Annotated in this window: 15 protein-coding genes; 8 read left to right on the top strand and 7 right to left on the bottom strand. The window is 67.7% G+C overall.

Translation table 11 applies throughout. The annotated features are described in order from the left end of the window. Positions 1-57: 57 nt before the first annotated feature. Positions 58-1,464 carry a DEAD/DEAH box helicase gene (locus G474_RS0103340; protein ID WP_026685738.1) on the bottom strand — a complete coding sequence of 469 codons (1,407 nt, stop codon included), beginning with the start codon at positions 1,462-1,464 and terminating at the stop codon, positions 58-60. 337 nt (positions 1,465-1,801) lie between these two features. Between G474_RS0103340 and G474_RS0103335 the strand changes: the two genes are divergently transcribed. From G474_RS0103335 to G474_RS0103310, 6 genes are all read left to right on the top strand, one after another. Continuing rightward, the gene (locus tag G474_RS0103335; protein WP_026685737.1) at positions 1,802-3,274 is read left to right on the top strand and encodes an efflux transporter outer membrane subunit; all 1,473 of its coding nucleotides are present in this window, start codon (positions 1,802-1,804) and stop codon (positions 3,272-3,274) included. Next, positions 3,271-4,560, top strand: coding sequence for an efflux RND transporter periplasmic adaptor subunit (locus G474_RS0103330; RefSeq protein WP_026685736.1), 1,290 nt, complete (start codon positions 3,271-3,273; stop codon positions 4,558-4,560). Before G474_RS0103335 ends, G474_RS0103330 begins: the two co-directional genes overlap by 4 nt. Further along, entirely contained in the window at positions 4,557-5,273 is a 717-nt protein-coding gene (locus G474_RS0103325; protein WP_026685735.1) for an ABC transporter ATP-binding protein, read from the top strand. Before G474_RS0103330 ends, G474_RS0103325 begins: the two co-directional genes overlap by 4 nt. Then, on the top strand, positions 5,267-6,475 hold the full coding sequence (locus tag G474_RS0103320; protein ID WP_026685734.1) for an ABC transporter permease: 1,209 nt from the start codon (positions 5,267-5,269) through the stop codon (positions 6,473-6,475). The genes G474_RS0103325 and G474_RS0103320 overlap by 7 nt, the downstream gene beginning before the upstream one ends. Beyond that, the gene (locus G474_RS19360) at positions 6,472-8,070 is read left to right on the top strand and encodes a tetratricopeptide repeat protein (RefSeq protein WP_051281773.1); all 1,599 of its coding nucleotides are present in this window, start codon (positions 6,472-6,474) and stop codon (positions 8,068-8,070) included. Before G474_RS0103320 ends, G474_RS19360 begins: the two co-directional genes overlap by 4 nt. A gap of 63 nt (positions 8,071-8,133) precedes the next feature. Further along, complete coding sequence (locus tag G474_RS0103310) at positions 8,134-8,472, top strand: zinc ribbon domain-containing protein YjdM (RefSeq protein WP_026685733.1); 339 nt, start codon at positions 8,134-8,136, stop codon at positions 8,470-8,472. Here the strand turns inward: G474_RS0103310 and G474_RS21830 are convergent. The 5 genes from G474_RS21830 to eat form a co-directional block, all read right to left on the bottom strand. After that, the gene (locus G474_RS21830) at positions 8,444-10,906 is read right to left on the bottom strand and encodes a putative bifunctional diguanylate cyclase/phosphodiesterase (RefSeq protein ID WP_051281771.1); all 2,463 of its coding nucleotides are present in this window, start codon (positions 10,904-10,906) and stop codon (positions 8,444-8,446) included. The genes G474_RS0103310 and G474_RS21830 overlap by 29 nt on opposite strands. A 153-nt stretch (positions 10,907-11,059) precedes the next feature. Continuing rightward, positions 11,060-11,638, bottom strand: a complete 579-nt coding sequence (locus tag G474_RS0103300) for a DUF5610 domain-containing protein (RefSeq protein WP_026685732.1) — start codon at positions 11,636-11,638, stop codon at positions 11,060-11,062. A gap of 90 nt (positions 11,639-11,728) precedes the next feature. Continuing rightward, positions 11,729-12,493 (bottom strand): ethanolamine ammonia-lyase subunit EutC, encoded by a 765-nt coding sequence (gene eutC / locus G474_RS0103295; protein WP_026685731.1) that lies wholly within the window; start codon positions 12,491-12,493, stop codon positions 11,729-11,731. A gap of 14 nt (positions 12,494-12,507) precedes the next feature. Continuing rightward, entirely contained in the window at positions 12,508-13,890 is a 1,383-nt protein-coding gene (locus G474_RS0103290) for an ethanolamine ammonia-lyase subunit EutB (protein ID WP_026685730.1), read from the bottom strand. A gap of 13 nt (positions 13,891-13,903) precedes the next feature. Continuing rightward, the gene (gene eat / locus G474_RS0103285) at positions 13,904-15,322 is read right to left on the bottom strand and encodes an ethanolamine permease (protein ID WP_026685729.1); all 1,419 of its coding nucleotides are present in this window, start codon (positions 15,320-15,322) and stop codon (positions 13,904-13,906) included. A 360-nt stretch (positions 15,323-15,682) separates the two neighbouring features. On the opposite strand from eat, the gene G474_RS19350 reads away from it, so the two are divergent. Continuing rightward, positions 15,683-16,639, top strand: a complete 957-nt coding sequence (locus tag G474_RS19350; RefSeq protein WP_051281770.1) for a helix-turn-helix domain-containing protein — start codon at positions 15,683-15,685, stop codon at positions 16,637-16,639. A 6-nt stretch (positions 16,640-16,645) separates the two neighbouring features. Here the strand turns inward: G474_RS19350 and G474_RS0103275 are convergent, their stop codons facing one another. Continuing rightward, the gene (locus tag G474_RS0103275) at positions 16,646-17,005 is read right to left on the bottom strand and encodes a hypothetical protein (protein WP_026685728.1); all 360 of its coding nucleotides are present in this window, start codon (positions 17,003-17,005) and stop codon (positions 16,646-16,648) included. A 140-nt stretch (positions 17,006-17,145) separates the two neighbouring features. Between G474_RS0103275 and G474_RS0103270 the strand changes: the two genes are divergently transcribed. Further along, positions 17,146-18,108, top strand: a complete 963-nt coding sequence (locus tag G474_RS0103270) for an MBL fold metallo-hydrolase (protein WP_026685727.1) — start codon at positions 17,146-17,148, stop codon at positions 18,106-18,108. Positions 18,109-18,110: the final 2 nt, after the last annotated feature.

The raw sequence follows: 18,110 nt of genomic DNA, 5'->3' as shown, positions 1-18,110 counted from the left end.
CGCCCGCCGGGAAAGCCGCCGGGCGATCCCGGCGCCCTCCCGAGGGAGCCGCCCGGATCAGTGGTGGCGGCTGCCATTACGGTGCTGCCCGCCGCCGCCACCAGGCCGGCCGCCGCCATTGCCACCACCATTACCATTGCCGCTGCCACCCCGGCCGGAACCCCCGCCACCGCGGCGCCCTGCGCCGGGCTGGCCGCCCTCGCTACGCCGGGGCGCGGCCGCCTGCTGGCCGCGGCCCTGGCCCTGACCGCCCCGGCCCTGCCCCTGACCCGACTTGGGCGGATTGGGCTTGGCCGGGTTTTCCAGGGTCATCAGGGGCTCGAAACCGGGCAGCACCAGCCGCTCCAGATCCTTCTTGATCAGGCGCTCGATGCCCTTCAGGTAGTCCTTCTCGTCGTGGCAGACCAGGGAATAGGCCTCCCCCTCGGCCCCGGCCCGGCCGGTACGGCCGATACGGTGCACGTAATCCTCGGCGATATTGGGCAGCTCGTAGTTGATCACGTAGGGCAGCTGGTCGATGTCGATGCCCCGGGCTGCGATGTCGGTGGCCACCAAAGCCACCAGCTTGCCCTCCTTGAACTCGGTCAGGGCCCGCACCCGAGCACCCTGGGTCTTGTTGCCGTGCAGGGCGGCGGAGCGGATGCCGCTCTTTTCCAGGGAGCGGGACAGGGCGTCGGCCCCATGCTTGGTGCGGGTGAAGATCAGCACCTGATGCCAGCCCCGGGTCTCGAAGAGGTGCAGCAGGGCATCCTTCTTGCGATCCTTGTCCAGGGGAATCACGGTCTGCAGCACGGATTCGGCGGGCGTGTTGCGGCGCGCCACTTCCACGTAGGCCGGATCGTGCAGGAAGCCGGCGGCCAGCTGCTTGATTTCATCGGAGAAGGTGGCGGAGAACATCAGGTTCTGGCGCTGGCCCTTGGCAGGCAGCAGGGCCAGGATCTTGCGGATGTCGCGGATGAAACCCATGTCCAGCATCCGGTCGGCCTCGTCCAGGACCAGGATTTCCACGGCGGAAAGGTCCAGGGTGCGCTGGTTCACATGGTCCAGCAGGCGGCCCGGACAGGCCACCAGGATATCCACGCCCCGGCGCAGGGCGGCGATCTGGGGATTCATACCCACCCCGCCGAACATGGCCAGGGAGGTCAGGGGCAGGTGCTTGCCATAGGTGCGCACGCTCTCCTCCACCTGCAGGGCCAGTTCCCGGGTGGGGGCCAGCACCAGGGCCCGGGGGGACTTGCTGGCGGAACGGCTCAGGCGATCCTTGCGCCCGGCCATCAGCCGCTGCAGCAGCGGCAGGGTGAAGCCGGCAGTCTTGCCGGTGCCGGTCTGGGCGCAGGCCATCAGGTCGCGGCCCTGGAGCACCACGGGAATGGCTTCCCGCTGGATGGGGGTGGGATCGGTGTAGCCGGTGTCGTCAACGGCGCGCAGCAACTCGGGCAACAGGCCCAGTTCGGTGAATTTCATGGGGTAGGACTCCCGATGCCGGCCACCTGCTTGGGGCAGGCCAGTCTGGGCTGACATACGTCAGGGAAGAAACAAGGACGGAATCGTCCTGGAGACAGGAGCCGGAAGACTGAAGCCGGATCCCGAAGGGCGCGCAGTGTAGCACGATATGCCCTTTGGCCAGGCCGCCGTTTTCCCCCGCCGCTTTCCCCCTGGCCCATTTACCCAACTTAACCTGGGCCGCCCCAGTCGTTACCGACTGTAAAACCGGGGCATGGCGCCTGTTCCCGGAGCGGGGCATTGATTACACTGCGCAGCATTCTCCGCCGGCATGGGCGCCGGCCCACACTCGAAAACCATGACTCCCCCTACCCCTCTGCACCCGCCAGTCCGCCCCCTGGTCATCGCCCTCCTGGCTGCCGGCTGCCTGGGCGGCTGCGCCCTCTTCAGCCCCGCCCCGGACCTGAGCCTGCGCCTCTCCAGCGTGGTGGTCCCGGAACGCTGGCAGCAGGCCCCCCTGGCCGATCCCGGCAGCCCGGAAGCCCTGGCCCGCTGGTGGCAGCAGTTGCAGGACCCGCTGCTGGACGAACTGATCAGCCAGGGCCTGGAGCGGGCCCCCGACCTGCGCGCCGCCCAGATCCGCCTGCGCCAGGCCAGGGCCACCCGGGACCTGACCAGCGCCGGCCTGTTTCCCAACCTGGGCGTGTCCACCGGCAGCAGCCGCTCCCGGGCCAGCGAGGAAACCAGCGGCGGCAACAGCAGCAGCCGCAGCCTCTACAACGCCGGTTTCGACGCCAGCTGGGAACCCGACATCTTCGGCGCCACCCGCAGCGCCGTCAGCGGCGCCGAGGCGGACCTGGCCGCCCAGGCCGCCAGCCTGGAAAATACCCGGGTCACCCTGGTGGCGGAAATCGCCCGCAACTACGTGGAATACCGGGCCTACCAGGAGCGCCTGCAGATCGCCCGCAAGAACGCCGCCAGCCAGCAGGAAACCCTGGAGATCACCCGCTGGCGCGCCGCCGCCGGGCTGGTGACCGAGCTCGACGTGGAACAGGCGCGCAGCAGCCTGGAGCAGACCCGGGCCACCCTGCCGGCCCTGGAAAACAGCCTCACCGCCAGCCAGCACCGGCTCGACATCCTCCTGGGCCAGACCCCGGGCAGCCTGCACGCCCGGCTGGCCGAGGTCCGCCCCCTGCCCCGGGCGCCGGAGCAGATCGCCAGCGGCATTCCCGCCGACACCCTGCGCCGCCGGCCCGATGTCCTGGCCGCCGAACAGACCCTGCGGGCCGAAACCGCCCGGGTGGATGAAAAGGTGGCGGCCCGCTACCCCAGCCTCAAGCTGAGCGGCAGCTTCGGCTGGCAGGCCCTGAGCTATTCGGCCCTGGGCGGCGGCAGCAGCGTCACCCATTCCCTCGCCGCCAGCCTCGCCGCCACCCTCTTCGACGGGGGCCGCATCCGCAGCCAGATCGCCATCCAGGATGCCATCCAGGAACAGGCCCTGGTGAGCTACGAACAGACCCTGCTCACGGCCCTGGAAGACGTGGAAAACGCCCTGGTGGCCTACGCCACCAGCCGGGAAAAGGAAGCCCGCCGGGCCCAGGCCGCCGAGGCGGCCCGGAACGCCGCCAGCCTGGCCAGCCAGATGTACCAGGCCGGCCTCACCGACTTCCAGAGCGTGCTGGAAACCCAGCGCACCCAGCTCAGCGCCGAAGACAACCTGGTCAGTGCCAGGAGCGACATCCTCACCGCCGTGATCCAGCTCTACAAGGCCCTGGGCGGCGGCTGGGATCCCGCCGCCCCCACCTCCTCCGAGAACAAAGATCCATCATGAGCACACCCGACAACAACACCGGCTCCCTCCAGGAATTGCTGCAACGCCGGGGCAGCGGCTCCAGGTCTTCCGGCTGGCTGAAAAAGCGCTGGCTCTGGGGCATCGGCGCCCTCTTGGTACTGCTGCTCCTGTTCCTGGCCAGCCGCAGTGCCCCCCGGACCCTGACCTACAGCACCGAGGAGGTAAGCCAGGGCCCCCTGACGGTGAGCGTCGCCGCCAGCGGCACCCTGAAGCCGACCCGCTCCGTGGATGTGGGCAGCGAACTGTCCGGCACCCTGGAATCGGTACTGGTGCAGGAAAACGACCGGGTCAGCAAGGGCCAGCTGCTGGCCCAGCTGGATACGGCCAAGCTCAAGGATGCCGTGGTCAAGTCCCAGGCCGCCGTGGCCGCCGCCGAGGCCCAGGTGGCCCAGATGGAAGCCACCCTGGCGGAAAGCCGGGCCAGCCTGGCCCGCATGCGCCAGGTGGCGGAACTTTCGGGCGGCAAGGTACCCGCCAAGACCGAGCTGGACAGCGCCGAAGCGGCCCTGAAGCGGGCCGAGGCCAACCTGGCCAGCGCCCGGGCCACGGTGATCCAGACCCGGGCCGCCCTGAAGACCGACGAGACCAACGTCCAGAAAGCCACGATCCGCTCCCCGGTGGACGGGGTGGTGCTGACCCGCAAGGTGGAACCGGGCCAGACCGTGGTGGCGGCCATGACCATTCCGGTACTGTTCAACATCGCCGAGGACCTGACCCAGATGGAACTGCATGTAAACGTGGATGAAGCCGACGTGGGCCAGGTGCAGCAGGGCCAGGATGCCACCTTCACCGTGGCCGCCTGGGCCGGGCGCAAGTTTCCCGCCCAGGTGGAGCGGGTGGACCTGGGTTCCACCACCACCGACAACGTGGTCACCTACACCACGGTGCTGCAGGTGCGCAACGACGACCTGGCCCTGCGCCCGGGCATGACCGCCTCGACGGAAATCATCACCGCCCGGCGCGAACAGGCCCTGCTGGTGCCCAATGCCGCCCTGCGCTTCACCCCGCCCAAGGCCGGCGCCGGCGAAGATCAGCGCAGCTTCGTGTCCCGCCTGATGCCGGGACCGCCCCGGAGCGCACCGGCGAAGAAGCCCCAGCCCCAGGGCAAGGACCAGGAGCCCCAGGTATGGGTGCTGCAGGAGGGCCAGCCGGTGGCCATCAACATCAAGACCGGGGTCAGCAACGGCCGCTACACGGAAGTGCTGGGCGGCGCACTGCAGCCCGGCATGGCCGTGATCACCGAGTACCAGGAAGCCCGCAAATGAACTCGGCACCCGCCGCCCCGCTGATCGAGTTCCAGGGCATCACCAAGACCTACGGCCAGGGCCAGGCTGCTTTCCAGGCCCTGAGCGGGGTGGACCTGAGCATCCAGCAAGGGGAATTCCTGGCCGTGATGGGCCCCAGCGGCTCAGGCAAGTCCACGGCCATGAACATCCTGGGCTGCCTGGACACCCCGAGCACCGGGACTTACCTGTTCCAGGGGGTGCATGTGGAAGACCTGGACCGCAACCAGCGGGCCCTGCTGCGCCGCCATTACCTGGGCTTCGTATTCCAGGGCTTCAACCTGCTGGCCCGGACCTCGGCCCAGGAAAACGTGGAACTGCCCCTGCTCTACCGGGGTGAATCCCCCGCCGCCCGCCACCAGGCGGCCCTGGACGCCCTGGCCCTGGTGGGCCTGTCGGGCTGGGAGCACCATACCCCGGCGGAGCTGTCCGGCGGCCAGCAGCAGCGGGTCGCCATCGCCCGGGCCATCGTCACCCGTCCCCTGGTGCTGCTGGCGGATGAACCCACCGGCAACCTGGACAGCAAGCGCAGCCACGAGATCATGGAGCTGCTGGTCCGCCTCAACCAGGAACAGGGCATCACCGTGCTGATGGTGACCCACGAGCCGGACATGGCCACTTACGCCTCCCGCATCGTGCACTTCGTGGACGGCCAGGTGGCCAGCGACGACGCCCAGGAGGCCCGCCCATGCTGATGAATGCCCTGCTGCTGGCCCTGCGGGAAATCCGGCGCAACCTGATGCGCTCCTTCCTGACCATACTGGGCATCGTCATCGGGGTGGCGGCGGTGATCACCATGGTGACCCTGGGTAACGGCGCCACCCGCATGGTGGCGGAACAGATTTCCAGCCTCGGCAGCAACCTGCTGATCATGCGCCCCGGCCAGCGCCTGGGCCCCGGCCGGGACGAAGCCGGCGCCCCCAAGTTCCGGGTTGCCGATGCGGAGGCGATCAAGAGCCAGGTCTCCGCCCTCCAGGCCGTGGCCCCGGTGGTGGGCAGCAGCGTCACCCTGGTGGCCGGCAACGAAAACTGGTCCTCCACGGTGAGCGGCACCACCAATGCCTACTTCATCACCGGCAACTGGAAGCTGGCGGCTGGCCGCCAGTTCTCCGACGAGGACGAGAAGGTGGGCCGGGCCGTCTGCGTCATCGGCAACACGGTGCGGGACAAGCTGTTCGGCCACCAGAACCCCCTCGGCGCGGAGCTGCGCATCAAGAATTTCTCCTGTGAAATCATCGGCCTCCTGGCCAGCAAGGGCCAGGGCGCCATGGGCATGGACCAGGATGACGTGGTGGTGATTCCCCTGCTCACGGCCCAGCGCCGCCTGACCGGCAACCAGGACGTGGCCACCCTGATGATCTCCATGCAGGACGGCGCCGACACCTCCCGGGTGATGGCGCAGATCCGCCAGCTGATGCGGGAACGGCGCAAGCTGGCCGAGAACGACGACGACAACTTCAACCTGATGGACACCAAGCAGATCGCCCAGGCCCTCTCGGGCACCATCGGCACCATGACCGCCCTGCTCGGCGCGGTGGCGGCGGTGAGCCTGCTGGTGGGCGGCATCGGCATCATGAACATCATGCTGGTCTCGGTCACAGAGCGGACCCGGGAAATCGGTATCCGGCTCGCCATCGGCGCCCTGGAACACGAGGTGCTGCTGCAGTTCCTGATCGAGGCCGTAGCCCTGTCGGCCCTGGGCGGCGTGGTCGGCATCCTGCTGGCCCTGCTCACCTGCCTGGGCCTCTCCGCCCTGATGCACATGCCCTTCATGTTCGACCCGGGCATCAACCTGCTGGCCTTCGCCTTCTCCGCCGCCATCGGCGTGGTGTTCGGCTACATGCCGGCGCGCCGGGCCGCCAGCCTGGACCCCATCGAAGCCCTGCGCCACGAATGAGCGGCAACCCCTTTGCCGAAGCGGCCGGCCAGGCCCTGCTGGGTCGGCGCCACGCCGAGGCCCTGCACCTGGCGCGCCTGGGCCTGAGCCTACAGCCCGAAGACGAGGAGTTGCTGGAAATCGCCGCCCTGGGAGCGGAAGGGACCGGCCAGGAAGCCCTGGCGGCCGACTATTGGCGGCGACTCCTGGCCAGCCATCCGGAACGCAGCGATGCGGCCAACCAGCTCGGCCTGATCCTGGAAAACCTGGGCCACTCCAGCGCCGCCGCAGCCCTGTTCCGCCAGGCCCTGGCCCGGACCCCGGACGACGCCCACCTGCACAGCAACCTGGGACTGAGCCTGGAAAGCCAGGGACGGCTGGAAGAAGCCCTGGCCTGCCAGGAGCAGGCCCTGGCCCTGGCCCCGGCCAGCGCCGCCATCCGCGCCAACCTGGCCAACGTCCTGACCACCCTGGGCCGCTGGGAGGCGGCGGAAGCCCATTACCGGCAAGCCCTCGCCGCCGACCCCGGGCACGCCGCCAGCCACTCCAACCTGGGCGTCCTGCTCCATGACCAGGGCCGCAGCGCCGAGGCCGAACAGCACTTTCGCGCCGCCCTGGCCCTGGAACCGGCATCCCCCGCCTACGCCCTGAACCTGGGCCAGATGCTGCTCGCCCGGGGTCATTTTGCCGAAGGCTGGCGCCTGCACGAAGCCCGGCTGCAGGCGCCGCGCAACCTGGAACTGCTGCAGCGCCATTGCGGCCCCCTGGCATGTCCCCGCTGGCAGGGAGAAGACCTGCAGGGCAAGACCATCCTGGTGCTGCCAGAGCAGGGTCTGGGGGACGAAATCCAGTTCTGCCGCTACCTGTCCTGGCTCAAGACCCGGGGGCCGGCGCAACTGATCCAGATGTGCCGGCCCGAGCTTCTCCCCCTGATGCAGGGCCTGGCCGGCCCGGACCTGTGCCTGCCCGTGGCGCCAGCCGCCGGGCCGCTGCCCCGGGCCGACTACTGGACCGTGCTCCTCAGCCTGCCCCTGCAGGCCGGCACCACCCTGGAAAATATCCCCGCCCCCATCCCCTACCTGGCCCCCGAGCCGGAACGGCAGGCCCGTCTCGCCCCCCTAGTGCGCCAGGCAGCGCCCAGTGCCCTGAAAGTGGGCCTGGTCTGGCGCGGTAATCCCGGGCACAGCAATGATGCGGACCGCTCCCTGGACAGCCTGGAGCGGCTCGCTCCCCTGGGCGCCATCCCGGGCCTGCATTTTTTCAGCCTGCAAAAAGGCGAGGCCCAGGGCCGCAGCATTCCCGCCCTGCCCTGGACCGACCTGGCGCCCCAGCTGCAAGACTTTGCCGACACCGCCGCCCTGCTGGCAGAACTGGACCTGCTGATCAGCGTGGATACCTCCACCGCCCACCTGGCCGGGGCCCTGGGGCGGCCCTGCTGGCTGCTGCTGCCCCGACACAAGACGGACTGGCGCTGGCTCCAGGACAGGAACGACAGCCCCTGGTACCCCCGCACCCGGCTCTACCGGCAGCCCAGCCGAGGCGACTGGGACACCCCTCTGGCAGCCCTGGCCCGGGACCTGGAGCAACTGGTCGCAACCCATGCCCAAGCCGGGTGACATGGCCCCCGGCGGCATTTGGGTTTATCCTTCGCCCCCCTCAATTCTTTCGGGTATCTCCCCATGGCCACCATTCCCTGCCCCCAATGCACCCTGGAAAACACCTACCAGGACGGCCCCAACCTGGTCTGCGCCGATTGCGGCTACGAATGGCCCGTGGGCGGCGAAGGCAAGGCCCAGGATGAGGATGACGACCAGGTCCGGGACGCCAACGGCAACCTGCTCGAGAACGGCGATACGGTGGTGCTGATCAAGGACCTGAAGGTGAAGGGTTCTTCCATCACCCTGAAACAGGGCACCAAGATCAAGGGCATCCGCCTAGTGGGCGGCGATCACGAGGTGGATTGCAAGGTGGAGGGCAGCCCCTTCATGCTCAAGGCCTGCTATCTGCGCAAGGTCTGATCCCGGTTTCCCGGTTCAGTCCATCCTCCCGCAGCCAGCTGCCCGCCGGCTGCGGCCGGCCATAGATGTAGCCCTGCAGCAGCCGGCAACCCAGCTGGCGCAGCAGCTCCAGCTGCCCGGGGGTTTCCACCCCTTCGGTGACCACGCTCAGTTCCAGGTCCGCCGCCATGGAGACGATGGCGCGCACGATCTTCTGGTCGGACGCGCTGGTCGTCAGGTTGCGCACGAAGGACTGGTCGATCTTGATGATGTTCACCATGAAGCTGGACAGGTAGCTCATGGAGGAATAGCCGGTCCCGAAATCGTCGATGGCGATGCGCAGCCCCAGTTCCCTGAGGCGGCCCAGCACCAGGGTGGCATTGCCCACATCCCCCAGCAGCATGTCCTCGGTGACTTCCAGCACCAGCCGTTCGGGAGGCATCCGCTCCTCGGCCAGGATGGCGGCCACCCGACCGGGGAAGTCCTCGGCGTAGATGTCGCTCACCGACACATTCACCCCCAGGTAAGGCCGTGAGACCACCTCCAGGTAAGGCTGAAAGGCCCGGCAGGCGGCACGCAGCATGCCCAGGGTCAGTTCCCGGATGCAGCCGCTCTCGATGGCGGCCCGGATGAACTCGGGGGGCGGCACCCAGCCCAGTTCCGGATGCTGCCAGCGGGCCAGGGCTTCGAAGCCGGCAATGCCGCCGCTGCCGGCCTCGACGATGGGCTGGAAATAGACCTGGATCTCGCCCCGGGCCACCGCATTGGGCAGCCAGGCTTCCAGGCGGAACTGGCGCAGGGCCCGCTCGTGGATGTCCCGGTCGAACACCACCACGTGGTTGCCCCGCTCCCGCTTGGCCTCGTGCATGGCCGTATCCGCCTCACGCAGCAGCCGGTCCCGGTCGATCTCGTCGGGCCCCGCCAGGGTGGCGCCGAAAGCCGCCGAGACGGACAGGCGGTGCCCGCTCACCTGGAAAGGCTCGGCCAGAATCCGTTCGCACTGTTCGCAGAAGTCTCCCAGCTCCAGGGGGTCCTCCAGCCGGCGCAGCACGACGAAGGAGTCGCCGCTGAAACGCACCAGCTCGGTCCTCCCATCCAGCAGCCCGGCCAGGCGGTCTGCCACGCTGGTGAGTACCTCATCGCCAAAGGAATGGCCGTAGGTGTCGTTGATCAGCTGGAAACGGTTGAGATCCATCATCACCAGGGCCAGGGTGCATCCGCTGCCCCATTTCCCCTGCTGCAGCTGTTCGTTGAGCCAGGCCCGGTTGGGCAGGCGGGTCAGGTCGTCATGGGTGGCCTGATGATGCAGGGCTGCCTGGCGTGAAGCCAGCAGGCGGCCCCGGAGCACCACCCCGGCCAGGACCAGAAGCAGCAGGGCGATGACGCCACTGAACCCCAGCAGGGCATGGCGGTATTCGGGATCGAAGATGGAGGGTGGCCGGTTCAGCACCTGGCTGCCCCGAGGCAGGTCCCGCTCGGCGATGCCGAAACGCCGCAGCTCCCGGTAATCGAACAGCAGGGCCAGGGGAGTTTCATAGACGATGGGGATTTCCTCCGGGCGCTGCCCGGCCAGCACGTGCTGGGCCATGCGCGCCATCAGGCGGCCGTTCTCCAGGCCGCTGTTCATGTAGCCTCCCAGGGCCCCCCGACCCACCGTGGCATCCAGGTCGGAATAGACCGGACAGTTGCTGCGGGCATGGACATAGGCCACCAGCTCCTCCGGGCTGAAAGGCCGCCCCCCGTCCTCCAGGGGCAGGGAGCCCAGGGCAAACAGCAGGGCATCCGGCCCCAGGGCGGCCAGACGCCCTTCCACCTCCGCCAGGCGCCGGGTCACCCAGTGCTCCACCTGGACCCCGGTCCCCAGCCGCGCCAGGGCATCGGAAAGATGCTGGCGGGTCCCCACCCCCGACTCGTCGGCCGTGGTCATGAACACCAGCCGCTTCACCTCGGGATGCAGGGCCAGGGCCAGGCGCAGGGTGCGCACCAGATCGAAGCGTTCGGCCACCCCGGTCACCCCGGAACGGGTGCCAATGATCTGGCGCGGGTCCCCGTTGATGCCGCCGAAGACGATAGGAATGCCGGCCAGCATCTCCTGCTGCAGGGCAAATTCCAAGGCATTGTCGTCCGCCGTCATGACCAGGTCGAAATGCTGCCCGGCGTACTTCTCGGTCAGATAGGCGGCAAACCGGGCGCGCTGCTCCAGGCCCCGGTGCCGTTTGGTATCCATCCACTCCACATGCAGCACCGGCCGCCCGGCGGTAATTCCGCCCCACTCCTCGAACCCCTCGAGGATGCGGTCCTCCCAGCTGTAACCGTAGTGGTAGGACATGAGCACCAGCACCTGGGGCAGGTCCCGGGCCGGCTGCATCCGGACTGCCGGCACCCCGGCCGCCTGCGCCAGCTGTGACAGACACAACAAACAGGCCAGCAGGCAGTACCGCCAGGCAGCGGACATCCCCTTCTCCCTCATGCACCACTCCATTCCGGGGCCAGGAGCGGCCCGATGCAGCCATTCAACTACGCCCGGCCCGGACTCACAAGCCCCCTCTCCCGGGCAGACACGGTTCCGCCCGGAAAAACCTGCCCCGACAGGCGTGCATGCTCTGCTTCAGCTGCCCTCCCCGCTGGTCTCCACCTTGCTTTCCACAGGCTTCAACTTGCCGGCCAGGAAATCGTCCAGCCCTTTCTGCACCAGCTCGTAGGTCTTCATCACGCCGCTCTCCACCTCGCCCTGGAACACCTGCAAACCCTTGAGGATATCCACGGCCTCGTTGAAGCCCTTCTCGAAGCCGCCCCGGATCAGGTCTACGAAGTTGCGGGCCAGGGTTTCCGGGTCCTCGCCCGGATGCTGGGCCGCATAGGCTTCGTAAAACCCGGTGGACAGGCTGAGGATGCGCCCCGCCGTGGCCTCGGGAGAGTTGTCCTGGCCCATGGCGTTCTGGATGGCATCGGGCCCCTGTTCCGGCGCCAGGACCTCGTTGATCCGGTCGATGGCGCTGCGAAACAGCAGGGCCATGGAATCATCGCCAGCCTTGATGGAAACACTCATGGAGGCTTCCATGATGCGGACGTTGCTGGCCTGCTGGCTCTGCCGCTCCACGGCGCGTCCCCCATGGCCCTCCACCTTGGCCCCCTGCCAGGCGGCAGCACTGTCGCCCACGGCATTCACGGAAATGTCTTCGTCCATGATCAGCTCCTCTCGAAATGTAAAAGCCACCTTTTAACAATAGCTTGTGAATACATTTCGCGCCGCTCGAAAAGCTTGGTCGCAGCCGTCTCAGGGAGAGGCAAGGGCTGCCGGAGTGTCGCTATCGTCCTTCAGGCGCACACCGGTATAGCCCAGGCGCCGGGCCCCATTGATCAGGTAGGCGAGCTTCCAGGCCGCCTGGGCGTAAGACAAACCTTCTGGGCGGACATTGGAGATGCAATTGCGGCCGGCGTCGTTGCAGCCCACCCGGGGAGCCCAGGTGAGATAGATGCCCAGGCTGTCCGGCGAGGAAAGGCCGGGACGCTCGCCGATCAAGACCACCACCAGCCGGGCCCCGAGCAGTTCCCCCACCTCGTCCCCCAGGGCCACCCTGCCCTCCCTGGCGATGACCAGGGGCGCGGCAGGCAGCTCCGGCAGATGCCCCGCCAGCTCCATCAGTACATGCGGCGCATGCCGGCTCACCGCCAAGGAGGAAAGTCCGTCCGCCACCAGGATGACCAGCGCCGGGGACTCCCCCACCGGCCGGGCGGCCAGCAGGGTGGCCCGGCCCGCCTCATCGAGCCGCCGCCCCCAGTCAGGCCGGCGCAGATAAGCGGCCCGATCCGGGGCGGCACTGTGCACCTGCAGGGGATGGAATCCCTGGTGCGCCAGTTCCCCGGCCAGTGCTGTTGTGTCCAGGGGCAGGTGTACCGCATCCCTGGCCTGGGCATGGGCCAGGGAAAAATTCAGCACCTCACGGGTGGGCAGGCTCACCCCTGCCCGCCCCAGGGCAATCCTTGCCCGGGTATGGCGGCGTAACTGGTCCCAGTTGTCCGGTACGATCAGTTGTCCCATGGCCCTTTCCTTTTTCAAAAACCTGCTGCCATCTGCAGCAGGGGTTGCCGCGCCGACTGGGGCAGCAGGCGTCCCAGATGATCGACGATGCCCATGCTTTCCAGCCAGGCCTCGAATTCGGGGGCCCGCCGCCGTTCCAGAACCTGCCGCAGGTAGAGGGCATCATGGAAGGAGGTGCTCTGGTAGTTGAGCATGATGTCGTCGGCACCGGGCACACCGATGACGAAATTGATCCCCGCCACCCCCAGGAGGGTGAGCAGGGTATCCATGTCATCCTGGTCCGCCTCGGCGTGATTGGTGTAGCAGATGTCACAGCCCATGGGCAGGCCCAGGAGCTTGCCGCAGAAATGGTCCTCCAGGCCGGCGCGGATGATCTGTTTGCCGTCATAGAGGTATTCCGGGCCGATGAAGCCCACCACCGTATTCACCAGCAGGGGCTGGAATTCCCTGGCCACGGCATAGGCCCGGGCCTCCAGGGTCTGCTGATCCACGCCATGGTGGCCATTGGCCGAGAGGGCGCTGCCCTGCCCGGTTTCAAAATACATCACGTTGTTGCCCAGGTTCCCCCGGCCCAGGCTGCGGGCTGCCCCGTTGGCCTCGGCCAGCATGGCCAGGTCGATGCCGAAACTGCGATTGGTCAGTTCGGTCCCGGCAATGGACTGGAACACCAGGTCCACCGGCGCCCCCTGCTCCATGGCCCGCAGACTGTTGGTGACATGGGTCAGGACACAGCTCTGGGTGGGCACCCCGTAGCGCAGGCGCAGATCGTCGATGAGCTGCAACAGGGAAACGATGGCCGGCAGGCTGTCCGTCGCCGGATTGATGCCGATCACCGCGTCGCCGCAGCCGTAGAGCAGGCCGTCGAGCATGGCGGCCGCAATTCCCTTGGGGTCATCCGTGGGGTGATTGGGCTGCAGGCGCACGGCCAGCCGGCCCGGCAGCCCCAGGGTATTGCGAAACCGGGTCACCACCCGGCACTTGCCGGCGGCCAGGATCAGGTCCTGGTTACGCATCAGCTTGCTTACCGCTGCCGCCATTTCCGGCGTGATCCCTGGCGCCACCCGGGTCAGGGTGGCGGTGTCGGTATGCTCCGCCAGTATCCAGTCCCGGAATTCCCCCACCGAAAGGCTGCTGATCTCGGCAAAGGCAGCCCGGTCATGGCGGTCCAGGATCAGCCGGGTTACCTCGTCGTCCTCATAAGGCACCAGGGCTTCTTCCAGGAAGCGGCCCAGGGGCAGGTCCGCCAGCACCAGGCGGGCCGCCACCCGCTCCTCCTCGCTGGCAGCCGCCACCCCGGCCAGGAGGTCCCCGGAACGCAGGGGACTGGCCTTGGCCATGACGGCTTTCAGGTCGGGAAAAGCGTGGCGGACCCCGCCAATGTCGTGGAAGTAGCGCATGCAGGACCTTTCCTCAAGCGGCCTCGGAGACTTCGTCCGGCTCCAGCAGGCTCTCCCCCAGGGCCAGGACTTCCCGGCGATGACGGGTGAGCTGGAAGTAGCCATAGCCAAGCCCCATCAGCAGGACGAACACGCCAGCCAGGGCCAGGTTGAACCAGACCACGGTGATCAGGGAGATCACGGCGCCCACCAGGGCAATGGCCGGAAAGAGCGGATAAAAGGGCGCCTTGTAGGGTCGCTCCATGGCCGGGGCACTACGGCGCAGCTTGAACAGGGCCGCCATACTCAGGATGTACATGAGCAGGGCGCCGAACACCGCCATGGTGACGATGTTGGCCGTCAGGCTCTGTCCACCGAACTGGATCAGGTCATCGCTGAAGATGGCAGCTATCCCCACCACCCCGCCGGCAATGATGGCCCGGTGGGGCGTCTTGAAGCGGGGATGGACCTGGGCGAACCAGGTGGGCAGGTAGCCGGCCCGGGCCTGGGCAAAGATCTGCCGGGAATAGCCCAGGATGATGCCGTGGAAGGAGGCCACCAGCCCGAACAGCCCCAGCCAGACCAGCATGTGCAGCCAGCCGCTGGATTCGCCCACGATCATCTTCATGGCCTGGGGCAGGGGATCGTTGATGTTGGCCAGCTGGGTCCAGTCACCGGCGCCGCCCGCCATCACCATCACCCCCATGGCCAGGATCACCAGGGTAAGGATGCCGGCCGTGTAGGCAATGGGAATGGAACGCCGGGGATTCCTGGCCTCCTCGGCCGCCATGGCCACCCCCTCGATGGCGAGGAAGAACCAGATGGCAAAAGGAATGGCGGCGAAGATGCCGGGAATGGAGGCCAGGGAGAAACTGTCGGCCCCACCCCAGCCCCCCTGGACGAAATTGGCCAAGGAGAAGCCCGGCGCCACCACACCCATGAACACCAGCAGTTCGAAGATGGCCAGCAAGGTGACGAAGAGCTCGAAAGTGGCGGCGATCTGCACCCCGACGATATTCAGCCCCATGAACACCACATAGGCCCCCACGGCGGCCATCTTCGGATCCAGAGAGGGAAACTGGACATTCAGATAAGCCCCGATGGCCAGGGCGATGGCCGGGGGGGCGAAAACGAATTCCACCAGGGTGGCCATGCCCGCCAGGTAGCCCCCGGTAGGACCGAAGGCCTGGTAGCTGTAGGCGAAGGGCCCCCCCGCGTGGGGAATGCTGGTGGTCAGTTCGGTGAAGCTGAAGATGAAAGCCCCATACATGATGGCCACGGCAATTGCCGTGACCAGGAAGCCCAGGGTACCGGCGGAGGCCCAGCCATAGCTCCAGCCGAAGTACTCACCGGAAATCACCAGCCCCACGGCGATGCCCCAGAGTTGCCAGGTACCCAGGCTGGCAGAAAGCTGGGCGCCTCCTCCCGGCTGACCTTGTGTGTTTACGCTCATGTCGATCTCCTGAAAAAGTGGCCCGTCCTGACCGCAGCGGCCAACCGAAGCCGGAGCGCAAGGACGATGGGGCCATGATGAGCAAGGCCGGCATGGACCCGTTATCAAGTTTCGGCACGCCGCTATCAAGATTCGGCACACCTTCAGAATCAATGGCTTCCGTCCTTTTTGCCGCACCAGAAGGGGGATCGCGCGGACCCCGATGCACTGTTTCGGTTCCCTTACGGCCGGAGCCGCAAGCAGGGGCAGCCCCCGCCGGAGCAGCCTTCCCGGCACCAACCGGGGAGTTGTTCCATCCCCTCCCACTGGTACGACTATTGCTGCAGAGCAACATCAGCAATTGCAAGACCAGGAGCTGCCATGCCCACGGCCCCCAACGCATCCCGCCCTGCCCCCCTGCTTCGCAAGACTCGCGCCAGGGACGCGGACGAACATGCCCACAACCTGAGCCGCTGGAACCAGACCTACGACCAGCTTTCTCCCGGCGCCTTCATGGGCGCCGTCACCGAACTCTGGCTGCCGAAAACCCAGGTCTTTGTGGAAACCGCCAACCAGAGCCTGCGCCAGTCCTGTGCCGCCTGGCCTGATTCCATCTGGTTCGGCATTCCCGCCCCCCGCTCGGGGGTGATGCGCCTGGGCGGCAAACCCCTGGCCGCCGAGGCCGTCTGTGTGCGCCAACACGGGTCGGACTTCGAGCTGCACACAGCCCCCGACTTCAACCTGTATGGCGTCGTGGTGGATAGGGATAGTTTTGGCGATTACCTGGACCGGGAGGCGCACCAGGACCTGGATACCCTGCTGGCAGGGCAGGATGTGCTGCACCTGCCCCTGGAACTGAAAGCCCGGCTTTGCCAGGACCTGGGTCACATCCTGGCCGATGCGGGCAGCCGCGACACCCCGGAGCATCTACAGGAACGCATTTTTGCCACCCTGGGGCGGCTGCTCAACGCCGCCTCAGCCCAAACGCTGCGGGGAGTGGCGACTCAGCTGCAACGGCAGCGCACCGTGGAACAGGTGAGGGAGTACGTGCTGGCCCATCCGGACACCCCCATCTCCATCCCCGAACTCTGCCAGCGTCTGCATCTGAGCCGGCGGGCCCTGCAAAACTGCTTCGAGGACATCACCGGCCTCTCCCCTCTCGCCTACATGCGCACCCTGCGGCTCAACGGGGTCCGCCGTCAGTTGCGTAGCCAGGCGAGTAGCGTCGGAGCAGCGGCCTATGCCTGGGGTTTCAGCCACCTGAGCCAGTTCGCCCAGGACTACCGCAAGCTGTTTGGCGAGCGGCCTTCGGACACCGCCGCCCATCCCCAGCCCTGAGAACCTTCAGCCCCGCCCCAGGGCCCACTTGCCGGCCCCGCCCAGGGCGGAGGCCCCGGCCACCAGGAGCAGGAACAGGCCGTGCAGGTTGCCCAGCAGCGGAGCCCCATGCAGCCAGCCCGTGACCAGGGGCCAGCCGATGATCAGGGTCAGCCCAGCGCTGGCCACGGCCATCCACAGGCCCAGGATCATGAATACCCCGCACAGCATCTCCGCCAGGTGCAGCAACCAGTAGCCCGCCTGGGGCAGGGAGGCCGGCAAGGCCGAGTGCAGCAGGGGCTGCAGGCCAGACAGAAAGGCCATGCCGCCCACGGCGAGGCGCAGGCACAGCAAGGCCCAGTCGATGCGGTTCTTGGAAGCAGCCATGGTGGTCAGCAGGTGGGATTCAACAAGGAAGCGGAGTATGGCGGGGCCCGGCGGCCGGGGTCAAGGACGGCCCCGGCCAGGAAGTGGGCTGGCGGCCATGCCATGCGATACTGTCGTCCCCCCACCCAGGAGCACACCCGATGTTGAAGACCCTGCGCCCCATCCTGTTCGCCGCCCTGCTGGCCGTGCCTCTCCTGGCCCCGGCCGCCGGCCCCCTGCAGACCCGGCAACTGCCCGGTTACTACCATCTGAACCTGGGCCAGTTCCAGGTCACCGCCCTGTACGACGGGGTGTTCGAACTGGACGAAAAAAAGCTCAAGGGCGTGGCCAAGCGGGACCTGCAACGGCTGCTGGCCCGCCAGTTCCTGGAAGGCCCGGTGATCCAGACCGCCGTCAATGCCTACCTGGTGAACACCGGCAGCAAGCTGATCCTGATCGACGCCGGCGCCGCCCAGCTGTTCGGCCCCGGCCTCGGCCACGTGGTGGACAACCTGAAGGCCGCCGGCTACCAGCCGGAACAGGTGGACGCGGTACTGCTCACCCATCTGCACGGGGACCATGTGAATGGCCTGGTGAACGCCAGCGGCGAGCGGGTGTTTGCCCATGCGGAGGTGTGGTCCTCCCAGGCCGACAACGATTTCTGGCTGAGCGAAGCCATCGCCGCCCAGGCTCCCCAGGAAAGCCAGGGCTTCTTCAAGATGGCCCGGGACGCAGCCGCCCCCTATCTGGCGGCCGGCCGCTGGAAGACCTTCACCCAGGATCAGGAACTGCTGCCCGGCGTCTCCAGCGTCGATACCCACGGCCATACCCCGGGCCACGCCAGCTACCTGTTCCAGAGCGGCGGACAACGCCTCCTGGTGCTGGGCGACATCGTCCATAACCACGCCGTGCAGTTCGCCAAACCCGAGGTCGCCATCGAGTTCGACACGGACCCGAAGCAGGCCATCGCCACCCGCAAGCGGGTGTTCGCCCGGGTCGCCCGGGAGCGCCTGATGGTGGCCGGCATGCACCTGCCCTTCCCGGGCATCGGCCACGTGCGCAAGGAAGGCAAGGGCGGCTACGCCTGGGTGCCCGCCGAGTTCACGCCCCTGCCGGGGAAGTAAGC

Origin of the sequence: Azovibrio restrictus DSM 23866, from assembly GCF_000429665.1 — a bacterium.
GTDB lineage: Bacteria > Pseudomonadota > Gammaproteobacteria > Burkholderiales > Rhodocyclaceae > Azovibrio > Azovibrio restrictus.
Note: the sequence above shows the minus strand (reverse complement) of the source record. Positions and strands in the feature narration are given on the sequence as shown.

Bases quoted from the DNA above. Each gene is read 5' to 3' on its own strand.
- G474_RS0103310 (WP_026685733.1), top strand. From the start codon at position 8,134: ATGGCCACCATTCCCTGCCCCCAATGCACCCTGGAAAACACCTACCAG.
- eat (WP_026685729.1), bottom strand. From the start codon at position 15,322: ATGAGCGTAAACACACAAGGTCAGCCGGGAGGAGGCGCCCAGCTTTCT.
- G474_RS0103320 (WP_026685734.1), top strand. From the start codon at position 5,267: ATGCTGATGAATGCCCTGCTGCTGGCCCTGCGGGAAATCCGGCGCAAC.
- G474_RS0103330 (WP_026685736.1), top strand. From the start codon at position 3,271: ATGAGCACACCCGACAACAACACCGGCTCCCTCCAGGAATTGCTGCAA.
- G474_RS0103335 (WP_026685737.1), top strand. From the start codon at position 1,802: ATGACTCCCCCTACCCCTCTGCACCCGCCAGTCCGCCCCCTGGTCATC.
- G474_RS0103325 (WP_026685735.1), top strand. From the start codon at position 4,557: ATGAACTCGGCACCCGCCGCCCCGCTGATCGAGTTCCAGGGCATCACC.
- G474_RS0103275 (WP_026685728.1), bottom strand. From the start codon at position 17,005: ATGGCTGCTTCCAAGAACCGCATCGACTGGGCCTTGCTGTGCCTGCGC.
- G474_RS0103340 (WP_026685738.1), bottom strand. From the start codon at position 1,464: ATGAAATTCACCGAACTGGGCCTGTTGCCCGAGTTGCTGCGCGCCGTT.
- G474_RS0103300 (WP_026685732.1), bottom strand. From the start codon at position 11,638: ATGGACGAAGACATTTCCGTGAATGCCGTGGGCGACAGTGCTGCCGCC.
- G474_RS0103290 (WP_026685730.1), bottom strand. From the start codon at position 13,890: ATGCGCTACTTCCACGACATTGGCGGGGTCCGCCACGCTTTTCCCGAC.
- G474_RS19350 (WP_051281770.1), top strand. From the start codon at position 15,683: ATGCCCACGGCCCCCAACGCATCCCGCCCTGCCCCCCTGCTTCGCAAG.
- G474_RS0103270 (WP_026685727.1), top strand. From the start codon at position 17,146: ATGTTGAAGACCCTGCGCCCCATCCTGTTCGCCGCCCTGCTGGCCGTG.
- G474_RS21830 (WP_051281771.1), bottom strand. From the start codon at position 10,906: ATGTCCGCTGCCTGGCGGTACTGCCTGCTGGCCTGTTTGTTGTGTCTG.
- G474_RS19360 (WP_051281773.1), top strand. From the start codon at position 6,472: ATGAGCGGCAACCCCTTTGCCGAAGCGGCCGGCCAGGCCCTGCTGGGT.
- eutC (WP_026685731.1), bottom strand. From the start codon at position 12,493: ATGGGACAACTGATCGTACCGGACAACTGGGACCAGTTACGCCGCCAT.